21 protein-coding genes are annotated in these 16820 nt (G+C 45.9%); 12 read left to right on the top strand and 9 right to left on the bottom strand.

The genetic code is table 11. The features are described 5' to 3' along the window. Positions 1–142: 142 nt before the first annotated feature. On the top strand, positions 143–466 hold the full coding sequence (locus QUA01_RS17975; RefSeq protein ID WP_194065282.1) for a DUF1825 family protein: 324 nt from the start codon (positions 143–145) through the stop codon (positions 464–466). A gap of 263 nt (positions 467–729) precedes the next feature. On the opposite strand, the gene QUA01_RS17970 is transcribed toward QUA01_RS17975, so the two are convergent. Beyond that, the gene (locus QUA01_RS17970; RefSeq protein WP_333091402.1) at positions 730–2649 is read right to left on the bottom strand and encodes a transglycosylase domain-containing protein; all 1920 of its coding nucleotides are present in this window, start codon (positions 2647–2649) and stop codon (positions 730–732) included. 334 nt (positions 2650–2983) lie between these two features. On the opposite strand from QUA01_RS17970, the gene tyrS reads away from it, so the two are divergent. The 3 genes from tyrS to QUA01_RS17955 are packed head-to-tail and all read left to right on the top strand — an operon-like array spanning position 2984 to position 5570. Further along, entirely contained in the window at positions 2984–4195 is a 1212-nt protein-coding gene (tyrS, locus tag QUA01_RS17965; RefSeq protein WP_333091399.1) for a tyrosine--tRNA ligase, read from the top strand. A gap of 42 nt (positions 4196–4237) precedes the next feature. Then, entirely contained in the window at positions 4238–4948 is a 711-nt protein-coding gene (gene pyrF / locus QUA01_RS17960) for an orotidine-5'-phosphate decarboxylase (protein ID WP_333091397.1), read from the top strand. Between the two features lie 37 nt (positions 4949–4985). After that, positions 4986–5570 (top strand): hypothetical protein, encoded by a 585-nt coding sequence (locus tag QUA01_RS17955; protein WP_333091396.1) that lies wholly within the window; start codon positions 4986–4988, stop codon positions 5568–5570. Between the two features lie 107 nt (positions 5571–5677). Here QUA01_RS17955 and QUA01_RS17950 read toward each other — a convergent pair whose 3' ends face one another. Continuing rightward, positions 5678–6355: a uracil-DNA glycosylase gene (locus QUA01_RS17950; protein ID WP_333091394.1), complete on the bottom strand. Its 678-nt coding sequence runs from the start codon at positions 6353–6355 to the stop codon at positions 5678–5680. Positions 6356–6615: 260 nt separating this feature from the next. Here QUA01_RS17950 and QUA01_RS17945 point away from each other — a divergent pair, with 260 nt between their 5' ends. Both QUA01_RS17945 and QUA01_RS17940 read left to right on the top strand, forming a co-directional pair. Further along, a complete protein-coding gene (locus QUA01_RS17945) occupies positions 6616–7287 on the top strand; it encodes a phosphoribosyltransferase (RefSeq protein ID WP_333091393.1) in 672 nt (223 codons plus the stop codon). 46 nt (positions 7288–7333) lie between these two features. Next, entirely contained in the window at positions 7334–7624 is a 291-nt protein-coding gene (locus QUA01_RS17940) for a hypothetical protein (protein ID WP_194011304.1), read from the top strand. Positions 7625–7747: 123 nt separating this feature from the next. On the opposite strand, the gene QUA01_RS17935 is transcribed toward QUA01_RS17940, so the two are convergent. Continuing rightward, positions 7748–8119, bottom strand: a complete 372-nt coding sequence (locus QUA01_RS17935) for a VOC family protein (RefSeq protein ID WP_333091538.1) — start codon at positions 8117–8119, stop codon at positions 7748–7750. Positions 8120–8172: 53 nt separating this feature from the next. Then, a complete protein-coding gene (locus QUA01_RS17930; RefSeq protein WP_333091391.1) occupies positions 8173–8793 on the bottom strand; it encodes a histidine phosphatase family protein in 621 nt (206 codons plus the stop codon). 55 nt (positions 8794–8848) lie between these two features. Between QUA01_RS17930 and QUA01_RS17925 the strand changes: the two genes are divergently transcribed. Then, a complete protein-coding gene (locus QUA01_RS17925; protein WP_333091389.1) occupies positions 8849–9313 on the top strand; it encodes a hypothetical protein in 465 nt (154 codons plus the stop codon). A 319-nt stretch (positions 9314–9632) separates the two neighbouring features. On the opposite strand, the gene QUA01_RS17920 is transcribed toward QUA01_RS17925, so the two are convergent. Continuing rightward, positions 9633–9959, bottom strand: coding sequence for a hypothetical protein (locus QUA01_RS17920; RefSeq protein WP_333091387.1), 327 nt, complete (start codon positions 9957–9959; stop codon positions 9633–9635). Between the two features lie 191 nt (positions 9960–10150). Between QUA01_RS17920 and QUA01_RS17915 the strand changes: the two genes are divergently transcribed. From QUA01_RS17915 to QUA01_RS17900, 4 genes are all read left to right on the top strand, one after another. Continuing rightward, positions 10151–10312, top strand: a complete 162-nt coding sequence (locus tag QUA01_RS17915; protein ID WP_194068761.1) for a hypothetical protein — start codon at positions 10151–10153, stop codon at positions 10310–10312. A gap of 130 nt (positions 10313–10442) precedes the next feature. After that, on the top strand, positions 10443–10724 hold the full coding sequence (locus tag QUA01_RS17910) for a hypothetical protein (RefSeq protein WP_194011298.1): 282 nt from the start codon (positions 10443–10445) through the stop codon (positions 10722–10724). 356 nt (positions 10725–11080) lie between these two features. Continuing rightward, a complete protein-coding gene (locus tag QUA01_RS17905) occupies positions 11081–11917 on the top strand; it encodes a PHP domain-containing protein (RefSeq protein ID WP_333091384.1) in 837 nt (278 codons plus the stop codon). Between the two features lie 263 nt (positions 11918–12180). After that, the gene (locus QUA01_RS17900; RefSeq protein WP_106149015.1) at positions 12181–12390 is read left to right on the top strand and encodes a CsbD family protein; all 210 of its coding nucleotides are present in this window, start codon (positions 12181–12183) and stop codon (positions 12388–12390) included. A gap of 447 nt (positions 12391–12837) precedes the next feature. Here the strand turns inward: QUA01_RS17900 and xseB are convergent, their stop codons facing one another. Together xseB and xseA are read right to left on the bottom strand one after the other, a co-directional pair. Next, positions 12838–13065, bottom strand: a complete 228-nt coding sequence (gene xseB / locus QUA01_RS17895) for an exodeoxyribonuclease VII small subunit (RefSeq protein ID WP_106149016.1) — start codon at positions 13063–13065, stop codon at positions 12838–12840. Between the two features lie 5 nt (positions 13066–13070). After that, positions 13071–14231 (bottom strand): exodeoxyribonuclease VII large subunit, encoded by a 1161-nt coding sequence (gene xseA, locus QUA01_RS17890; protein WP_333091383.1) that lies wholly within the window; start codon positions 14229–14231, stop codon positions 13071–13073. Between the two features lie 106 nt (positions 14232–14337). On the opposite strand from xseA, the gene QUA01_RS17885 reads away from it, so the two are divergent. Beyond that, positions 14338–15072: a hypothetical protein gene (locus QUA01_RS17885; RefSeq protein ID WP_333091382.1), complete on the top strand. Its 735-nt coding sequence runs from the start codon at positions 14338–14340 to the stop codon at positions 15070–15072. A gap of 126 nt (positions 15073–15198) precedes the next feature. Here QUA01_RS17885 and gmk read toward each other — a convergent pair whose 3' ends face one another. Both gmk and remA read right to left on the bottom strand, forming a co-directional pair. Next, positions 15199–15762, bottom strand: a complete 564-nt coding sequence (gene gmk / locus QUA01_RS17880; protein WP_194011294.1) for a guanylate kinase — start codon at positions 15760–15762, stop codon at positions 15199–15201. Positions 15763–15840: 78 nt separating this feature from the next. Next, positions 15841–16107, bottom strand: a complete 267-nt coding sequence (gene remA / locus QUA01_RS17875) for an extracellular matrix/biofilm regulator RemA (protein WP_194011293.1) — start codon at positions 16105–16107, stop codon at positions 15841–15843. Positions 16108–16820 lie beyond the last annotated feature (713 nt).

The raw sequence follows: 16820 nt of genomic DNA, 5'->3' as shown, positions 1-16820 counted from the left end.
CCCGTCTGCTGTACGGAAATTTCTACTGATTCTTGTGCCTTGAGGGGTAGGGACTTCCTCCGGCAACTGATAAAATAGTATAAAAAGCAGCGGGATTTTTCGTCTACATCAAAATTAGTTCATATTAAAAATTAGGAAAGCTATGGGATTTTTTGATTCAGAAATTGTTCAGCAAGAAGCCAAGCTGTTGTTTGAAGACTATCAATCTCTCATCCAACTAGGCGGGAATTACGGCAAATTCGATCGCGAAGGCAAGAAAATGTTTATCGCGCAGATGGAATCCATGATGGAGCGCTACCGGATTTTTATGAAGCGCTTCGAGCTGTCTGAGGACTTCATGGCTCAGATGACTGTAGAGCAGTTAAAAACACAGCTCAATCAATTTGGCATCACGCCCCAGCAGATGTTTGAGCAAATGAACTCAACGCTGGAGCGGATGAAATCTGAGCTGGAAAAACAATCATAGAAAGATGGAAGTTCGGTAACGAGCAATGTACGGGATGTAACGGATGTAACGGATGTAACGGATGTAACGGATGTAAGTCCGTCGGAAGATGGAAGATGGAAGATGTAAGAAGGAAGAAGGAAGAAGGGAGAATGCTTATAGACCTAGTTTTTGACTCATGTTCAACGGTCAACTGCCAACGGTCAACTGCCAACGGTCAACTGCCAACGGTCAACTGCCAACTACCAACTGCCAACTACCAACTACCAACTGCCAACTAATAATTAAGGCCGCTCAAAAGCTGACGCAGGTTTAAAACTTTCTGCGGGAACGCCTTGCAAAGCTTGGCTCATAAAATCTCGCCAAACAGGGGCAACAATCCCACCGCCCGTAGCACCGTAGCTCATCGGTGCGTAATTGTCGTTGCCCATCCAGACTGCAACCGACAACTGCGGCACGTAACCCACAAACCAGATATCCCGTTCTGAGGAAGTTGTACCAGTTTTCCCAGCAGCCGGACGCCCGAGTTGGGCGGCCCTTGCGGTTCCGTTGTTAATCACCCCTTGCAGAGCGCTGTTGACAGATGCTGCGGCCCAGGCGTTGAGAACTGGTTTTGGTTTGGGTGTATTGTCGAGCAAGACGTTGCCGCTGCTGTCAGTGACTTGGACGATAAACGTGGTGTCAGAATGCCAGCCGTTGTTGGCGAAGGTAGCAAAAGCTCCGGCCATTTCTAAGGGAGTCAAGTCAACGGCACCTAGCGGCAAAGAAATCACCGGTTCCATCGGACTTCTGATGCCGAGTGTCCGGCAAATCTCAATGACTTTATTCAATCCTACTTCTTGGCCGAGCTTGACGGCGGGAACGTTGAGCGATGATTCCAAAGCTCTGCGGATGCTGACGGCACCGGAGAAGCCGCCGCCGTAGTTTTGAGGGTAGTAGTAGCCGTCGCCGTCGCGGTAGCCGACAGGGGAGTCGTAGACAATTGAATCGGGGGTGTATTTGCCGCTAGCAAAGGCAGCGTAGTAGACAAAAGGTTTAAAAGAAGATCCGGGCTGGCGGCGTGCTTGAATGGCGCGGTTGAACTGACTCTTTTCGTAATCGACGCCGCCAACCATTGCTTTGACGAAGTGGGTGCGGGGATCGACGGCGGCTAGGGCAATTTGACCTTCCTCGCGGCTGTAAAAAAGTCCTTGGTAAGAAAGTCTATCGTGCCACGCTTTGACGGTTTCTTCGGCTATGCGCTGCATTTTGAGGTCGATCGTGGTTTGAACGCGCATTCCTCCCTTGACGACTGCATCTCGCCCGAAACGCCTGGTCAGTTCCTGGACTACGGCTTGCGTGACGTAAGGAACTTTAGAGCCGCCAAAGGAGGTAATTTTGCCGAGCTTAATTTTTTGCGATCGGGCGGTATCGGCTTCCGCCGCCGTAATCCATTTGAGATCTTTCATCCGGTTTAAAACCGTTTCCTGCCGTTCTTTTGACAACTTGTAATTGACAAAAGGACTGTATTCTTCTGGGGCGGAAATTAAGCCGGCGAGCATGGCTGCTTCTGCAAGGGTCAAATTATTGGCTGACTTGTTGAAATAGCTTCGAGAGGCTGTCTCTACGCCGTATAAGTTGTGACCTAAGTAGATTTGATTCAGGTATAGTTGCAGAATTTGGTCTTTGTTGAGAATTTGCTCCAAGCGGATGGACATTACCGCTTCAGCTATCTTGCGACTAAATTTTGACTGGGGAGAGAGAAACAAGTTTTTGACTAGCTGCATTGTCATAGTCGAGCCGCCTTCAACGGTTCTACCTTTCTCTAGGTTGACTATGAGAGCTCGGGCTATGCCGCCGGGGTTGATGCCTTTGTGGGTGAAGAAGTTGCTATCTTCGATCGCCATTACAGCTCGTTTCAAGTTCGGAGAGATTTGGTCGAGGGGTACGACATCCCGGTTAGCTTCGTCGTGGATGCTGGCTAGGGGCTTACCGTTGATGTCGTAAATGTGGGTAGTTTCTGTAGGAGAGTAGGTTTGCAAGATGCGAACATCTGGCAAATTACGGAAACTGATCGCTAGGCCAACCAGTCCGCCAGCGACTACGGAACTGGCTAGCATTGTGATGCTGAGTATGGTTCCGGCGGTCACTTTGCTGACTGACTGAACAAACTCGAATACAGGGGCTGAGTTTTCCGTATGTTTGCGGACTGCGTTAGTTGACACGTGGATTTCACTTCCTCACTCGATTTTGGGCTTAAGATTTGTAATTTTAGATGCGAACTCTGGAGGCTGTCAGTCGATTTTAGATTTTAGATTTTAGATTTTAGATTTACTTGCTGCAGATGAATTTGGGGGTTTGAACTCTTTGTCTAAAATTTGGGGTTCGCCGCTACTGTTGTCGGGGGCTTGGTAGGTGTTTTTGGGCGGGGTTAGCCAAGAAAAGCTGGGTCGCTTTGGGATTATGGTAGCTTGATAAGTGTGTTTGTATGCGTGAATCAGTGAGTTTAACTGATTCCGCTAAGACCGGCACAATATTATGGTTTCCGATCGCTCCCCTATGATAACTCCTAACCTTTCAGCGCTTTACCGCGGCATCAGCGAGATTTTTCCCGATCGACCTGATTCTAGCAACCCTGACGAAAATCTGGCCCAATTGCTGGCAAAAGTCGATCGCCCGTTGCGAGTCAAACTCGGAATTGACCCCACAGGGAGCGAAATTCACCTGGGACACAGCATTTGCGTCCGCAAGCTGAGAGCTTTTCAGGACGCAGGACATACAGCGGTACTGCTCATCGGAGATTTTACCGCAAGAATTGGCGATCCGACAGGGAAATCTGAAGTTCGATCGCAGTTGACAGAGGAACAAGTGGCGGAAAATGCCAAGACTTATTTAGACCAAGTGCGTCCGATTCTCGATTTTGACACGCCCGGACGCTTGGAAATTCGCTATAACTCCGAGTGGTTGTCCAAATTGGACTTGGCGAAGATTTTGGAACTGCTGGGGACGATGACAGTGCAGCAGATGCTCGCTAAAGAGGGATTTGACAACAGGATACAGCAGGAAAATGCGATTTACCTGCACGAGTTTCTGTACCCGCTAATGCAGGGTTACGATTCCGTGGCTTTGGAAGCGGATCTTGAGTTGGGGGGAACTGACCAAAAGTTTAATATTGCTGTGGGGAGAGATTTGCAGCGGCATTTTGGGATGAAACCGCAGTTTGGTTTGCTGATGCCGATTTTGCTGGGGACTGACGGGGTGCAGAAGATGTCGAAGTCTTTGCATAATTATGTGGGTTTGTCGGAAGACCCGCTGACGATGTATTCTAAGTTGGAGAAAATTGCGGATAGTTCGATCGCCCAGTATTTTGAACTCTTGACAAATTTGCCGCTTGATGAGTTGCCCGAAAATCCGCGCGAAAAACAGAAACTTTTAGCTGTGGATGTGGTAAGTCAGTATTGGGGGAAAGCAGCGGGCGATCGGGCCCAACAAGATGCGATCGCGCTGGTTAAAGGTGCTGCGGGACAAGCTGATGCTGTGGCCGAGTTTTCCTTGGCAAACGTGCAGTTTCCGGCTAAGTTGTTTTATATCCTTAGTGCTAGCGGGCTTTGCAAGAGCAGCGGTGAGGCGCGGAAGTTGATGCAGGGCGGCGGGGTGAAGTTGGAGGGCGACAAAGTTTCGGATGTTAACTTTACCTTTGAATCACCTGCAGAATTATGCGGTAAAGTTTTGCAAGTTGGGAAGAATAAGTTTGTGCGATTGGTGTCTTGAATCTCTTTTTTGACCGCAGATGAATACTGAAGATGAACGCTGATGAACGCTGATAATCGAATTATTGTTGCTTTGGATGTTTCGAGTCAAGAAGAGGCGATCGCCCTTCTGGACAAACTCCCCGATGTATCTTTCTGGAAAGTCGGTTTAGAGCTATTTGTGAGCTCCGGGCCTGGGATTTTGGAAATTTTAAAACAGCGGGAAAAGCGGATTTTTCTCGATTTGAAGTTTCACGATATCCCGAATACTGTGGCTGGTGCTTGTCGGGCTGCTGCTAAGTATAATGTGGATTTATTGACTATCCATTCTACTTGCGGTAAAGATGCTTTGAAAGCGGCACAGTTGGCTTTGACTGAAGGGGCGGCGACTGTGGATAAACCGAGTCCTAAGTTGATTGCAATTACGCTGTTAACAAGTTTGAATTCCAGACAGTTGGCTTTTGAGTTGAAAATACCTTTGGAGTTGCCGGAATTTGCTTTGCACATGGCATTGTTGGCTAAGGAAACGGGTTTAGCTGGTGCTGTTTGTTCTCCGCAAGAAGTGGAACAGTTAAGAATGAGTTGCGGGGATGATTTTCTGTTAGTTTGTCCCGGTGTGCGTCCGAAATGGGCTGATGGAGGCGATCAAAAGCGATCGATGACTCCGAAGGCGGCTTTGAAAGCTGGTGCGGATTATCTGGTGATTGGGCGGCCAATTACTGCTTCGGACGATCCGGTGGCGGCTTTTGCGCGTATTTGTGAAGAGATTGAATAACAATATGAATGTTGTTTTTTACCGCCGATGAACGCCGATGAACGCCAATAGAATTTTATCTGCGTTCATCTGTGTTTATCTGCTGATATCTGCGGTTGCAACCCCGAATTTGGCAGTTAATTTTGTGACAAATCATGCTAACAGTATAAATGCCAGTCGGTATGGTTTGTTAGCGCGATCGCCCTGTCCCGCTGATTTAGAAACTTTGGTCGATCGCCTGTTGCAAGATTTGCCGAGTTATGCTAATCGCGTAATTGTACGATCGTACTTTTCTCCTAACACTTCTACACCGCCCGGTTACGTGTCCCGTCAAATAATTGTAGCAGGTCGCCCGGAGTTTCAACCGCTACCTTTAAATTTTGAAGATGCGCTTCCTGAAAATACCAATCAAGCTTTTATTACTACTTTAGAAACGCAGTATCTGGGGGGAAAGCGAGTCGAAATTCAGCAATATCACTGGCTGTTTTTAGCTAAAACCCCGAAGGGTTGGGAATTAGTAAAAATTGTTTCTCGGTTTGGTACAGCGGCGGATGTTAGCCCGTTGTTAGCGCCAGAGGGGGAGACAAGCGCAATTGCTGAGGCGATTCGTTTGTGGTTGCGAGATTGTCCTGCAAAGCCATAACTTGAGTTTCAAGCAAAGGGGGCGGGTTTTTGAGATTGTGGGTAAATATCAGAGATTGTTGGTGAAACCCGCCCTTATCAATCAACAACAAAAATTTATTGCTATTGCTATTTTAATTCATCCAATTTAGCCTTTATAGCCTGCATATCTTGCCACATAAACCATTTCGGACTTTCCGGTTCGCGGGAAGGATTTCGTAACAAGTATGAGGGGTGGAAAATCGGCATACACAGCCGTCCTTCCCATTGAATCCATTGACCTCTGATTTTACTAATTGGCCGCTTGTCGCTTAACAATCCTTTGAGGGCTGTTGCACCGGTTAATAAAATGATTTTGGGATCTAAAATGCGAATTTGTTCGAGCAAGTATGGTTTGCAAGCTTCGATTTCTTTGGCTGTGGGAGGGCGGTTTTTGGGTGGGCGACATTTGATGACGTTGGCTATGAATACGTCGGTTTCTGCACTCAATTCTACGGATTCTAAAATCTTATCTAGTAGTTTGCCCGATCGCCCGACGAAGGGCAATCCGGTTTCATCTTCGTTTTGTCCGGGCGCTTCTCCCACAATCAAAATTGAGGCTTGAGGATTGCCGCGCCCGATGACGGCGTGAGTGCGGGTGTTGCCCAATTCGCAGCGGTGACAGCGGTTGCAGTGCTCGCCGATTTGTTCCATATTCTGATAAGTACCCGGAGGAATGGGAATTTTGGCATTTACTGGGATTGAGTCGTTTTGGAAGGCGGCACTTTGATTGCTGTCAAAAAGACTGAGTTGCAAGTCGCTGGACATATATTTTACAATTACAGAGATTTTGTTGAGTCTAGAGTTTATAGTTTAGATCGGGTTTTGTGATTTGAGATTGGCTAGATGCTTTTATGCGATGCGATCGGGCACAATTTCAATTTAACACTCGCAAATCTCACAGGACTAGCGACACAGAAACCCGGTTTTTTGGAAAAATATTGGTTTAGCCACGAAGTATCTGCGAATAAACCGAGTTTCTGACTCGTAAATTTCACATTTTTTGTTGAGTTCGTACAGGCAGAAATATGTTGTCTAACCCGTTTTTTGACGATCGCGCCGATGCAGGCGAAAAACTGGCTGCTGCTGTTGAAAACGAGCTCGGCAAGTTGAATTTAACGGCACAAAATGCTGTGAAACCGATTGTTTATGCCTTGCCGCGCGGGGGTTTGCCCGTTGCTGTGCCGATTGCACGTCGCTTGGGCTGTCCTTTGGATGTGGTTGTTGCGAAGAAAATTACTCGCCCAGATAATTTAGAATTGGCGATCGGCGCTGCAACTGCTGACGGCCATCTTCTCTGGCAAAATCAAAAACAGCCAAGTTTACGCTGGCAAAAATCAGCACTCCAGCAAGCTGAAAATAGCGCTCAATCTCTGCTGGCAGATTTGGCTTCGGGACGACCAAATGTCAGCGCGGCGGGGGCTTTGGCGATTTTGGTGGACGATGGCATTGCTACGGGGATGACGGTGGCTGTGGCGGCGCAGGCTCTGCAGTCGCAGCAACCGGCTGCTTTGTGGATTTGTTCGCCCGTGGCCCCCCATGATTTGATGAGATTTTTGGCGCAAATAGGCGATAAGTCGATTATTCTGGAGACTCCTCACCCTTTTTACAGTGTCAGTCGCTTTTACGCGCAGTTTCCGCAGGTGGAGACGGCGGAGGCTTTGGGCTGTTTGCAGGGACAGATTGAGTGGCGATCGTAGGTTAAGCTAGAAGGCTAAATCTAAAAGCTCGATCGCTAGCTAACACATGAGACCTTGGGAATATTGGTTGAACACTGTGATTCTCTCTACTCAGCACAATCCGCCTCGGTTTGTTGAGTTGGTGATGTTGACTTTGGCGATGATTTTGTTGGGGCTGTGGAGTGTAACGTTGCAGTGGCAGTATTTAACGCTTTCTTTGAGTTATATAATTGGTTCGTCTTTCTCAATTTTGGTGCGGGAATATATGGGCCCGCAACCTCAATTTCAATTAACTCATTTGACTGCTTTGCTATTATTAATTATTAGTTTTTATAGCTTTGCTGAAATGATTAGATAGTTGATATTTTTTTTGAACTAACCGCCAAGACGCTTTAGGCTTTCGCCGCGCGTCAGCGCTAGGATGCAAAGGAAGAGGAGAGATGATCGAGAGTTCACTAATTATTCGCGATTATCCTATATTCTAATGCGGTTGATGCAAAATTATGCGGTTGCCGGCGGGATCGAAAGCATAGATTTCTAAACCGTGTGAGGCTTTGATAATTTCTCCGGCAGGCGGATATCCTAATGCCCAAATTCGGGCGATCGCAGTTTCGATATCGCTGACTTCCAAACACAAACTCATGCCTGTTTTTGCTCGATTTGCAAATTCGGATTTGTGGAAATCTTTGGGTTTGAATATGCCGAGTCGTAAGCCGGGAAGTTGAAATTCGGCATAAGTATTGGGAGTGTAAGGATTTGGTTCTATGTCGAGAAATTTGGTGTAGAATTTGACCAGAACTTCGTTGTCAAGGTCTGCTAAAGTTACTAGGGCGGCGCTGTATTGGAAAGTCATGTAAATTAGATGGATAACTGTAATTAACAAGGAAAAATTGCAACAAAAAAAATCTAAAATCCTCCAATTCGTCCCATTATTTGAATTTTGCCTCGTGCATTGCCTTTGAGAATCACAGCTTCGCCACTTTGGGGTACAATATCTGCGATTGCTGTAATATTGACTTGATGCGTTACCATAATAATAGCACCTTTTGTGTTGCGATTATCAACAATTAATTTGCGAATTGTTGCTGTTTGTCTGGCTTCTTGGCTGCTGTCGCTAAAGAACGAGTTCAGTGCTGGAAAGGGTTCGACTTTGCTTAAATTTATCAGTTTTGCGGTTTCCAAACACCGGCACCACTGACTCGATACAACTCTAACAATTTTGATGTTGCGCTTGCGAAATTCGGCTCCAATTTGCTGGGCTTGGGTTCTTCCTTGTCCTGATAAATTGCGCTGGCTGGAACAGTCGCCTAACTTAAAGTTAGCAGGATCTCCGGTGCCTGGGGCGATCGCGTGTCGCATTACCACCACCAACCCTGTATCCCCCCGCTGCAACAATTGCCATCCCGCTTGAGTTTGGGCTTTGGTTGCTGCGTCAGAAGTGGCAGTTTGAGTCATTATGCCGATCGACAATACTAAAGCTAGCGAACCAAAAAAACATTGACCGTTGAGGTAAATCTGTGATGCCATTGTTCCAGAACTTAGAAATTATCTTATCATATTGTAATACAACAAATATTTCTCTATGGAACTCACAAATTTTATTGCTCTGTCTGTCATTGTTGTCGCTGCGCTGGGGATTGGCATAGGAACAATGACTTGGGCTTACTTCGGTAAGGGCAGCATTTCTGTACTGTTTAAAGAACCAATTTTAAACTCGCCAGAATTTCCAGATACTGACGCAGGTAGCAAAGCTGCGGTTTATTTTCAAGCAGGAATTGAGGCATATCAATTAGGAAATTATCGCAAAGCTGAAGATGAATTTACTAGCGCCATACAACAGGTAGCAACGGCAGAAGTTTACCACAATCGCGGTTTGATTTTTGCGAATTTGCGATCGGACGGCGAAGCGGTGGCAGATTTGATCCGTGCCAGCGAATTATACCAACAGCAGGGGAATATCCCCGCGATCGACACGATCAAACAAAATCTTGCAGCTTTGAAGCAGCGCAAATTAGAACGAGAAAAACAAAAATCTGTAGCGACATAAATTGCGGGAATTACGCAGAAACCCGGTTTTTTACAAAAATATTCAATTGTGCTTTGCTCGTTACTAGGCAGAACCTGGTAACGAGTAACAAAATATTCGATTGTGGCTTTAACTCTCGGTGATAAATCCGGTTTCTTCGGTATTGACGCGCAAGTTTTAAATTAGTGGGTGGAGCCATTCTAATGAAACTAAACCTATGTTTTGCGTCTGAAAAACCCGGTTTTGCGATGTATCGCGTTCGATCCAAAATGTTGAGAAGAAACCGAGTTTGACAGAATTCTTAATTTCTAACATCAAGATGTAACATTCTCGCGAAAGGCTAAATTTTTCTGGTATCTTCGATTTTGTCGATTTGAGAAATCAGCATTTCTCGGCTAGATGCCACAACTCGATAATTAGTAATTGGATCGTAAGCTTCCCACTCTTGAGTGACTTCGCTATCTTGCCACAAAAACCATTCCCGGTAAATTTCGCCGTCGTCAATGTCGCCGCACAAATTAAGCCAATCATCTCCTCCCAGACTCTCAAAATCTCCTCCTACTAAGTCAATCCAAGCCGCTACGATACAAGATTCTATAGCACTATTATCAAAAGTAACTGCCGGAGATTCAACAGAGGTTTCGGGATAGCAAAGTGTGGATTTCATACGCTGTACCTGAATGTTATGTTATTAATTTATAAAAAAATCCTTAACGGTAGGGATCGCACAATGCCACTATCGGAACCTCCACAGTTTGTACCTCAAAAAATCTCGATCGCCAAAACGCTCAAGTGTTGATGGTGTATAACTTTAGGGCGCTTTGGGTGAAGTGGCTGCAGAGGCTGATTTGAGCCAATTTGCTAACTAGCACAGCACAAAGCACGCGCTGCGAAGCTATCCGGTGGGGAATCGCCCGAAGATTTCTGGCAAAGGCGATCGCCCGACCCGAAGCGCAGACAGCACGATTGGTAACTGTATACTTGGTAGGTTGGGGAGTTTCCGTACAGTTTTTGTGGTAAAATTAGCTGTTACCGGACTTTCGCAACCACAGCGCGGCGTTCTCAAAAGCTAAGGACGGTGGTGCGATCGCAACTTTTGATTTATTGTTAATTTGACGAGAAGCCCGATCGACCGCTAGGGGAAAAAATTATGGAAGCAACCAACCAAGACAGAATTATCACTCTGACACTCAACTATACCAACGGCAAACAGCAAGAGTTCGAGTTTATTTCGTCAGCAGAAAGGGTAGGAGAGCAAGCAAATTTAGGCACTCGCCTGCACAAATTCTTGACTGCCGATCCAATAATTATCGAATTAGCAGATAAACTTGTAGTTATCCCTATTCACAACATAGAAAGTCTTGAAATATCGCCGATTCCTTCCAAATTGCCAGATGGTGTCTTTCACTCAATGCGAGAAATCCAGAAATAGTTAAGCTGTTGAGCCTGCAAATTTAAATTTTATGGGGGGCTTACCCACTTACCAGAAAGTAGAGTTTTAATCAACAGAAATATCCCAGTTAGATGATGTTCGAGCGATTAACCTAATATTAGTTCGCACGCAGTGCGGAATGCGATTCTGCAGCATGAAAGCGGAATGCGAGTCCGCACTACAAACCGTTTTTGTGATGGCGATCGACTGGATACTATCTTAAAGAGGCTGGAATTTATTACAACCAGCTAAATTTAAATTAAAATAATTTATTGTATTGTTTGAAGTGAGGATATATGTTCGATGAATGATGAGAATAATTGCAGGTTTTGCCGACTTTAACATACCCTAAAAAAATGCTAGAACTCCACTGTCACACAACTTATTCCGACGGTACTCTCACCCCAGCCGAACTCGTAGCAGCCGCCGCTTCTTCGGGGGTTCGCGCCTTGGCCGTCACCGATCACGATACGATGTCGGGTTGGGATGAAGCCTTCGCCGCCGCTGCTTTGCACGGTATCGAAATAGTCCCCGGACTCGAACTCAGTACAGTGCACAACGGTCGATCGCTGCACATTCTAGGTTTTTATCCCGATGCAAATAAGTTGCGCGTTCCTTTGAACGATCGCATAAAAGGAAGATTGAGGCGATCGCAAGAAATGGTAGAAAAATTAGCAGCACTGGGATATGCGATCGAACTACCAACAACATCCCCAGGAATGGCACCGGGAAGGCCTCACATTGCCTCTGCGCTGGTAAAAGCTGGTCACGCCAAATCATCGCGGGAAGCCTTCGATCGCTGGCTGCGAGACGACGGCCCCGCCTACGTGCATTACGAGAAATTCTCGATCGCCCAAGGCATAGATTTACTCAAGAGTTGCGGCGCAGTACCGGTGTGGGCGCACCCTTATTTATTTCGCGGCGGCGCTGTTGAAGAAGTGTTGAAAGAATTAGTAGATGCGGGTTTAATGGGAGTCGAAGTATACCATCCCAGCCACAGTTCCAGCCAAATGAAAAAATTAAAAGATTTGTGTCTTGAATACGGTTTGCTGGTAACTGGTGGCAGCGATTATCACGGCCCAGAACCCGAAAGAAATGAAAGAAAAGGTGTTGAAACTACACAATTGAATATGCTGCACATACCGTTAGACTTGCTGGAACCGATTAAGGTTGCTGCGGCGAGTTTGAAGTAATAACTGTAGGCTGCGTCAGTTTAAACCGGAGCAGATGGGAATAATCAAGTCATTATAACGCACCTTATAAGACCTCGCTATCGTTCTGTAGGGTGCGTCAGTTTATATAGCCAGTCAATCGAAATAATTAAGTCATTATGACGCACCCTACTAAAAACCGCTCGCCATCAAACCCAATATAAATTAATGTGAAGTTAGCGATGGACTTCAGTTGAGCTAATGTTAGGATAGCAATAACGTTTAACTACCCAGCGGAGCTGATTATGAGTGTAGAAGACAGGGCAAAGGCGATCGGCAAAAACGTAGAAGGCAAAGCTCAGGAAATTTTCGGAAACATCACCGGGAACAAAAAAGACCAAGCTGAAGGCCAAGCAAAACAAGCGGAATCCGCCGCCCGCCACGCAGCAGAAGATGCTAAAGATGCTGTAAAAAATATCGCAGATAAAGCTAAAAGAGCGATCGACAAATTGTAAGCTGTCGGGCATCTAGATTGTATTTTTGGGGCAGGCTTTCTGGTCTACCCCACAAGAATTTTTATCAAACTTGAATGTCCTTCGACTCCGTTCAGTAACCGTAAGATCCTGTGCTAACAAGTTTTCCGAACTTAGGTATAGCCTTTCTGTGATCTCATATGAGGTACTATCCGGGATAGGGCGTAGGCCAAACCGGGCATAGGGCACACCTCACTTTTGTGAGAACCGCTATCTCAGTATCGCAAACAGGGTGTTGTAAAACTACAAAATTTTATAGTAATTATATCGTTTCCGCTGGCATCGGAATGATTTAATCGGCGCTAGAACACAGAGTACACAGAGTCCGAGAATATATATCTGAATCATTCCGATGCAACCGGATTTGATATTACTTATCCAATAACGAATCAACATATTTCATCCACATTTATCGGCGTTCGCCTGCGCTTAAAAGTCTGGTTCTTTGGCTAAAAGCTCGATCGCCAATTCCATCCGATCCTTCCCCCGCGCTAGAAAACCTTCGCACTCCTGCAAACACTCGACAGCCACCGCAAACTGCTCGAAAACCTCCTCTAGTGGCAATTCTCCAGATTCCACCCGATCGATAATCGCTTCTATGCGATCGACCGTTTCCTCATAATTCCAGTCAGACTGGCGCAACTTCGACTTAACCATAGCATTTATTCTGCATCCAACACTTCTACAATCTTAACTTTCAGCACGCCCCGACTCAACCTCACGGTCAATTCGTCTCCCAATTCTAAACCGCCAGTTTCGCGGACAATCCTACCGTCAGTTTGCATTACCGCCGCATAACCCCTTTCCAAAACCGCCGCCGGATTTAGGGCTGCTAACTTTTCTTGCAATATTTCCAGTTTACCAGTTGCTTGCCGCAAAGTTCGCGATGTCGCAGGCAACCGTTTTAGTCGGTTTTGTAACTGTTGCAAATGTTGTGATTCTGTCTGAAATCTGGCTTTTACAACACTTGCTAAATTCAGCATTCTTTGCTGGTGTTCCGAGTAAATATCTGCTAAAATTGGTACGGCTTGGGCCGCTGCGGCTGTCGGAGTGTGGGCTCGTTTATCTGCTACTAAATCGGCGAGAGATTCGTCTCTTTCGTGTCCGATTCCTGTAATAATTGGAATTGCACAATTGGCGATCGCCCTGACAACTCTTTCATCATTAAAACAAGCCAAATCCTCAGCAGAACCGCCGCCCCGCGCTAAAATGATCGCCTCGGCCCTACCGTCCAATTCTACACGCGCGATCGCCCTAGCAATCGCAGCCGGAGCCAAATCTCCCTGCACCAAAGTCGGCGACAGCAACACCCGCAAACCCGGATATCTCTGCGCTAGAGTGCGCTGAATGTCCCCCCACGCAGCAGCGCTATCCGATGTCACCACCGCCACAATTTGCGGGTGTGCCGGAATCGGGCGCTTTCTGGCGGGATCGAAGAAGCCCTCAGCTTCCAAGCGCGATCGCAATTGCTGCAACCGCAAAGCATCCAATCCTTCCCCAGCCGGTAGCGATTGCACAACTGTCAACTGATACTCGCCACGATTTTTGTAAACCCGGATGCTTCCAAAAACCAGCAATTGCTCACCTTTTACGGGTAACTTCAATAATTTTTGCCGCTGAGAATTCCACGCCACGCAGCGAATCGCAGCGCTTTTGTCACTGTCGCAGAGAGTGAAAAAGCAGCCGCTGGCGTGCTGCGAAACGTTGGACACCTCGCCGATCAGCCAAACCGATCGCAGGTGGCGATCGCCCTCCAGCAACTCTTGCAGGTATGATGTTAGTCCGCCCACCGACAACGTTGTCTCAGGAAAAATTGAATTCATCTAACAATTTGAGATTTTAGATTCTAGATTTTAGATTTAGGCTACTATATTTAAGGTAATTTGTGCGGGTTGATTTGGCGATCGTATATTAGTTGTAAATAAATTAATGATATCAGATGTCATGACTTCGATGAATGTGCTGCGGCAAGAGGCTGCGGCGATCGGCATTACCGATGCCGAAGCGAGAAAATATGGCGATCTCCGCCATAAAAGAACTTGGTCTTTGGCGATCGAACATCATCTCTCGATGCAAGATTTTGCCGTTGGCGAAGCCCTCGAAGAGGATCGCGCAGAATCCGATTCTTCCCGCGCCATCAAAGACTCTCAGCCCCTTGAGTTCAAAGACTGCGGTATTCAGCTAACGGCGAATCTGGGCGAATCTCCATTCAAAATTGAGAACCGCACATCACCTCTGGCTTCGCCACCACAGTCAGGAAGCGCGATCGGACAGCCCAACAATTCCGACCGCCTCAGCCACCAAAACCGAGGCTTTAAACAAGTAGTTCAAAACCACATTAAAGCCTTAACAATTGCCTCAACATCTCGCACAATTCAGATTAATTCACAAGTCAGCAATTGGGTTTGTCCTGAGTGCTATCCAGAGGTTGAATCGGGTTGTCACCTGTGCGACGGAGAAGGCTATATAAGCGATATTGCAGCTATTGGCTGGACACTAGCTTATATGGAAATGTTGGGCTGTTCTGCTCGCGAAATAGAACCTCTGCGAAACTTTTCCTCTTCCTTTAATATTCTGGAAATTAATTTAAAAATTTGTGTTGCTGTCAAAAAAAGTACCGAAGTTTTAGCGCGTACAGAAAAATGGGTAATTGGTAATTGGTAATTGGTAATTGGTAATTGGTAATTGGTAATATAGCCTTTTTCATAAACTCGATGAGGTACTATGCGGCATAGGCCCAACCGGCAAAACCGGGCATACCTCACCACGCTTGATAACCGCTATATCAAATCATTTCCTATCGCTGACAAACAATACGGATTCTAGTCCTTTTAAAGCAAATTCTAAATCGTCATTAACAACCTGAAAATCGAATTCTCCCGCCGCTTCAATTTCCTCCTTGGCCCGCAGCAATCTCCGGGCGATCGCACTTTCAGAATCTTGACCCCGACTCCGCAGCCGCCGTTCCAATTCTTCCCAAGAAGGAGGTAAAATAAAAAGTCGCAAAGCCTCTGGAAACTTATTTCTAATTTGCCTTGCTCCTTCGAGTTCAATTTCTAAGATTACCCATTTTCCCTCACCAATGCCCTGTGTTAGAGCAAAATAGGGAGTACCGTAAAGATTGCCGGCAAACTCGGCCCATTCTGCTAACTCGTCAGCCTCAACCATTTGTTCAAAACGGCTGCGGCTGACAAAATAGTAGTGTTTTCCCTCAATTTCTCCCTCGCGCGGTGTACGAGTTGTGACGGATACCGAAAGACATAATTCGGGATGGCGATTGAGGAGCGATCGGACTAAGGTGCCTTTCCCCACACCGCTAGGCCCAGTCAGAACAATTAATTTACCGGATTTCATTTTTAGAATAGAAACTCGTAACAATTTAAGCTTTCGGTTACTGTATACTGTAAGTGCTCAAATTGCAACTGATAAACATCAATCATCCCGAACTTGACTGTCTTTACCGATCGCAAAACGATTAGCCACCGTTTCCGGCTGAATCGCCGAGAGGATGACATGACTCGAATCTGTAATAATTACCGCCCTCGTGCGACGGCCATAGGTAGCATCAACCAATTGTCCGCGCTCCCGCGCATCAGTAATTATACGCTTAATTGGTGCCGATTCGGGACTGACAATGGCAATCACTCGGTTAGCCGACACAATATTACCAAAACCGATATTAATTAATTGAATATCCATGAAAATCTTAAATTTTGGGTGAACGAGTAACCATCAATCTTTACTTATTATCATATATATCAAAGTTTTTTGACAATACAATTTTTGAATTTTTACCTGCTTTCTTTCTGTTTTTTGAGTCGCCGTCCCACCGTCTTTATCAAAACTTTAAAAAACTAGCGCTGTTAACCGCTTATATTAAAGATTTGGTAAAATCCAGGTTTTTTAGTTGCCAATAAAAGCCTTAGCTGTATCGAAAAAACAGCCCGTAAATATTGCAAAATATAAAGTTAACTTCTAGTTGATGGAAATTAAGTATAATCACTGATAGATTACAGCAAATATTTGGAAAGGGCAGTTTATACTGAAAGTATTAACACTGATGCTGCTTTGATGAGCCTTCAACCTAAGCTAAAGTCGGCTGGCGATTTCTCAAGAGGGATAGCTGCGCCTCTAAATTGCATATTGAAATTGTCGAAAGGAGTGTGGGGTGTCGGGTGTAGGGTTGGAGCTTTCGGAGCGTGCAAATTAAATGCCGGTTAGCTGATGAAGTCCTGACTACAAACCTTTGAATTCAGGAAAAAACCGGGATTAATCCAGATACATTCACCCGTATTAATCCCGGTTTTTATATCGTTTCCGGCTGCATCGAAATAATAAAATCGAGTCAGCAGTTAACACTCAACCATTCAGTTTTTCGACCGCGAGTCAACAGTCAACAGTCAACAGTCAAC

Origin of the sequence: Microcoleus sp. S36a_B3 (genome assembly GCF_036700745.1) — a bacterium.
GTDB lineage: Bacteria > Cyanobacteriota > Cyanobacteriia > Cyanobacteriales > Microcoleaceae > Microcoleus.
This window is presented reverse-complemented; position numbering and strand designations above follow the sequence as displayed.

Bases quoted from the DNA above. Each gene is read 5' to 3' on its own strand.
- QUA01_RS17920 (WP_333091387.1), bottom strand. From the start codon at position 9,959: ATGAAATCCACACTTTGCTATCCCGAAACCTCTGTTGAATCTCCGGCA.
- QUA01_RS17905 (WP_333091384.1), top strand. From the start codon at position 11,081: ATGCTAGAACTCCACTGTCACACAACTTATTCCGACGGTACTCTCACC.
- pyrF (WP_333091397.1), top strand. From the start codon at position 4,238: ATGAACGCTGATAATCGAATTATTGTTGCTTTGGATGTTTCGAGTCAA.
- QUA01_RS17940 (WP_194011304.1), top strand. From the start codon at position 7,334: ATGAGACCTTGGGAATATTGGTTGAACACTGTGATTCTCTCTACTCAG.
- gmk (WP_194011294.1), bottom strand. From the start codon at position 15,762: ATGAAATCCGGTAAATTAATTGTTCTGACTGGGCCTAGCGGTGTGGGG.
- tyrS (WP_333091399.1), top strand. From the start codon at position 2,984: ATGATAACTCCTAACCTTTCAGCGCTTTACCGCGGCATCAGCGAGATT.
- QUA01_RS17925 (WP_333091389.1), top strand. From the start codon at position 8,849: ATGGAACTCACAAATTTTATTGCTCTGTCTGTCATTGTTGTCGCTGCG.
- QUA01_RS17930 (WP_333091391.1), bottom strand. From the start codon at position 8,793: ATGGCATCACAGATTTACCTCAACGGTCAATGTTTTTTTGGTTCGCTA.
- QUA01_RS17885 (WP_333091382.1), top strand. From the start codon at position 14,338: ATGATATCAGATGTCATGACTTCGATGAATGTGCTGCGGCAAGAGGCT.
- QUA01_RS17910 (WP_194011298.1), top strand. From the start codon at position 10,443: ATGGAAGCAACCAACCAAGACAGAATTATCACTCTGACACTCAACTAT.
- QUA01_RS17945 (WP_333091393.1), top strand. From the start codon at position 6,616: ATGTTGTCTAACCCGTTTTTTGACGATCGCGCCGATGCAGGCGAAAAA.
- remA (WP_194011293.1), bottom strand. From the start codon at position 16,107: ATGGATATTCAATTAATTAATATCGGTTTTGGTAATATTGTGTCGGCT.
- QUA01_RS17955 (WP_333091396.1), top strand. From the start codon at position 4,986: ATGAACGCCAATAGAATTTTATCTGCGTTCATCTGTGTTTATCTGCTG.
- xseB (WP_106149016.1), bottom strand. From the start codon at position 13,065: ATGGTTAAGTCGAAGTTGCGCCAGTCTGACTGGAATTATGAGGAAACG.
- QUA01_RS17950 (WP_333091394.1), bottom strand. From the start codon at position 6,355: ATGTCCAGCGACTTGCAACTCAGTCTTTTTGACAGCAATCAAAGTGCC.
- xseA (WP_333091383.1), bottom strand. From the start codon at position 14,231: ATGAATTCAATTTTTCCTGAGACAACGTTGTCGGTGGGCGGACTAACA.
- QUA01_RS17975 (WP_194065282.1), top strand. From the start codon at position 143: ATGGGATTTTTTGATTCAGAAATTGTTCAGCAAGAAGCCAAGCTGTTG.
- QUA01_RS17935 (WP_333091538.1), bottom strand. From the start codon at position 8,119: ATGACTTTCCAATACAGCGCCGCCCTAGTAACTTTAGCAGACCTTGAC.
- QUA01_RS17900 (WP_106149015.1), top strand. From the start codon at position 12,181: ATGAGTGTAGAAGACAGGGCAAAGGCGATCGGCAAAAACGTAGAAGGC.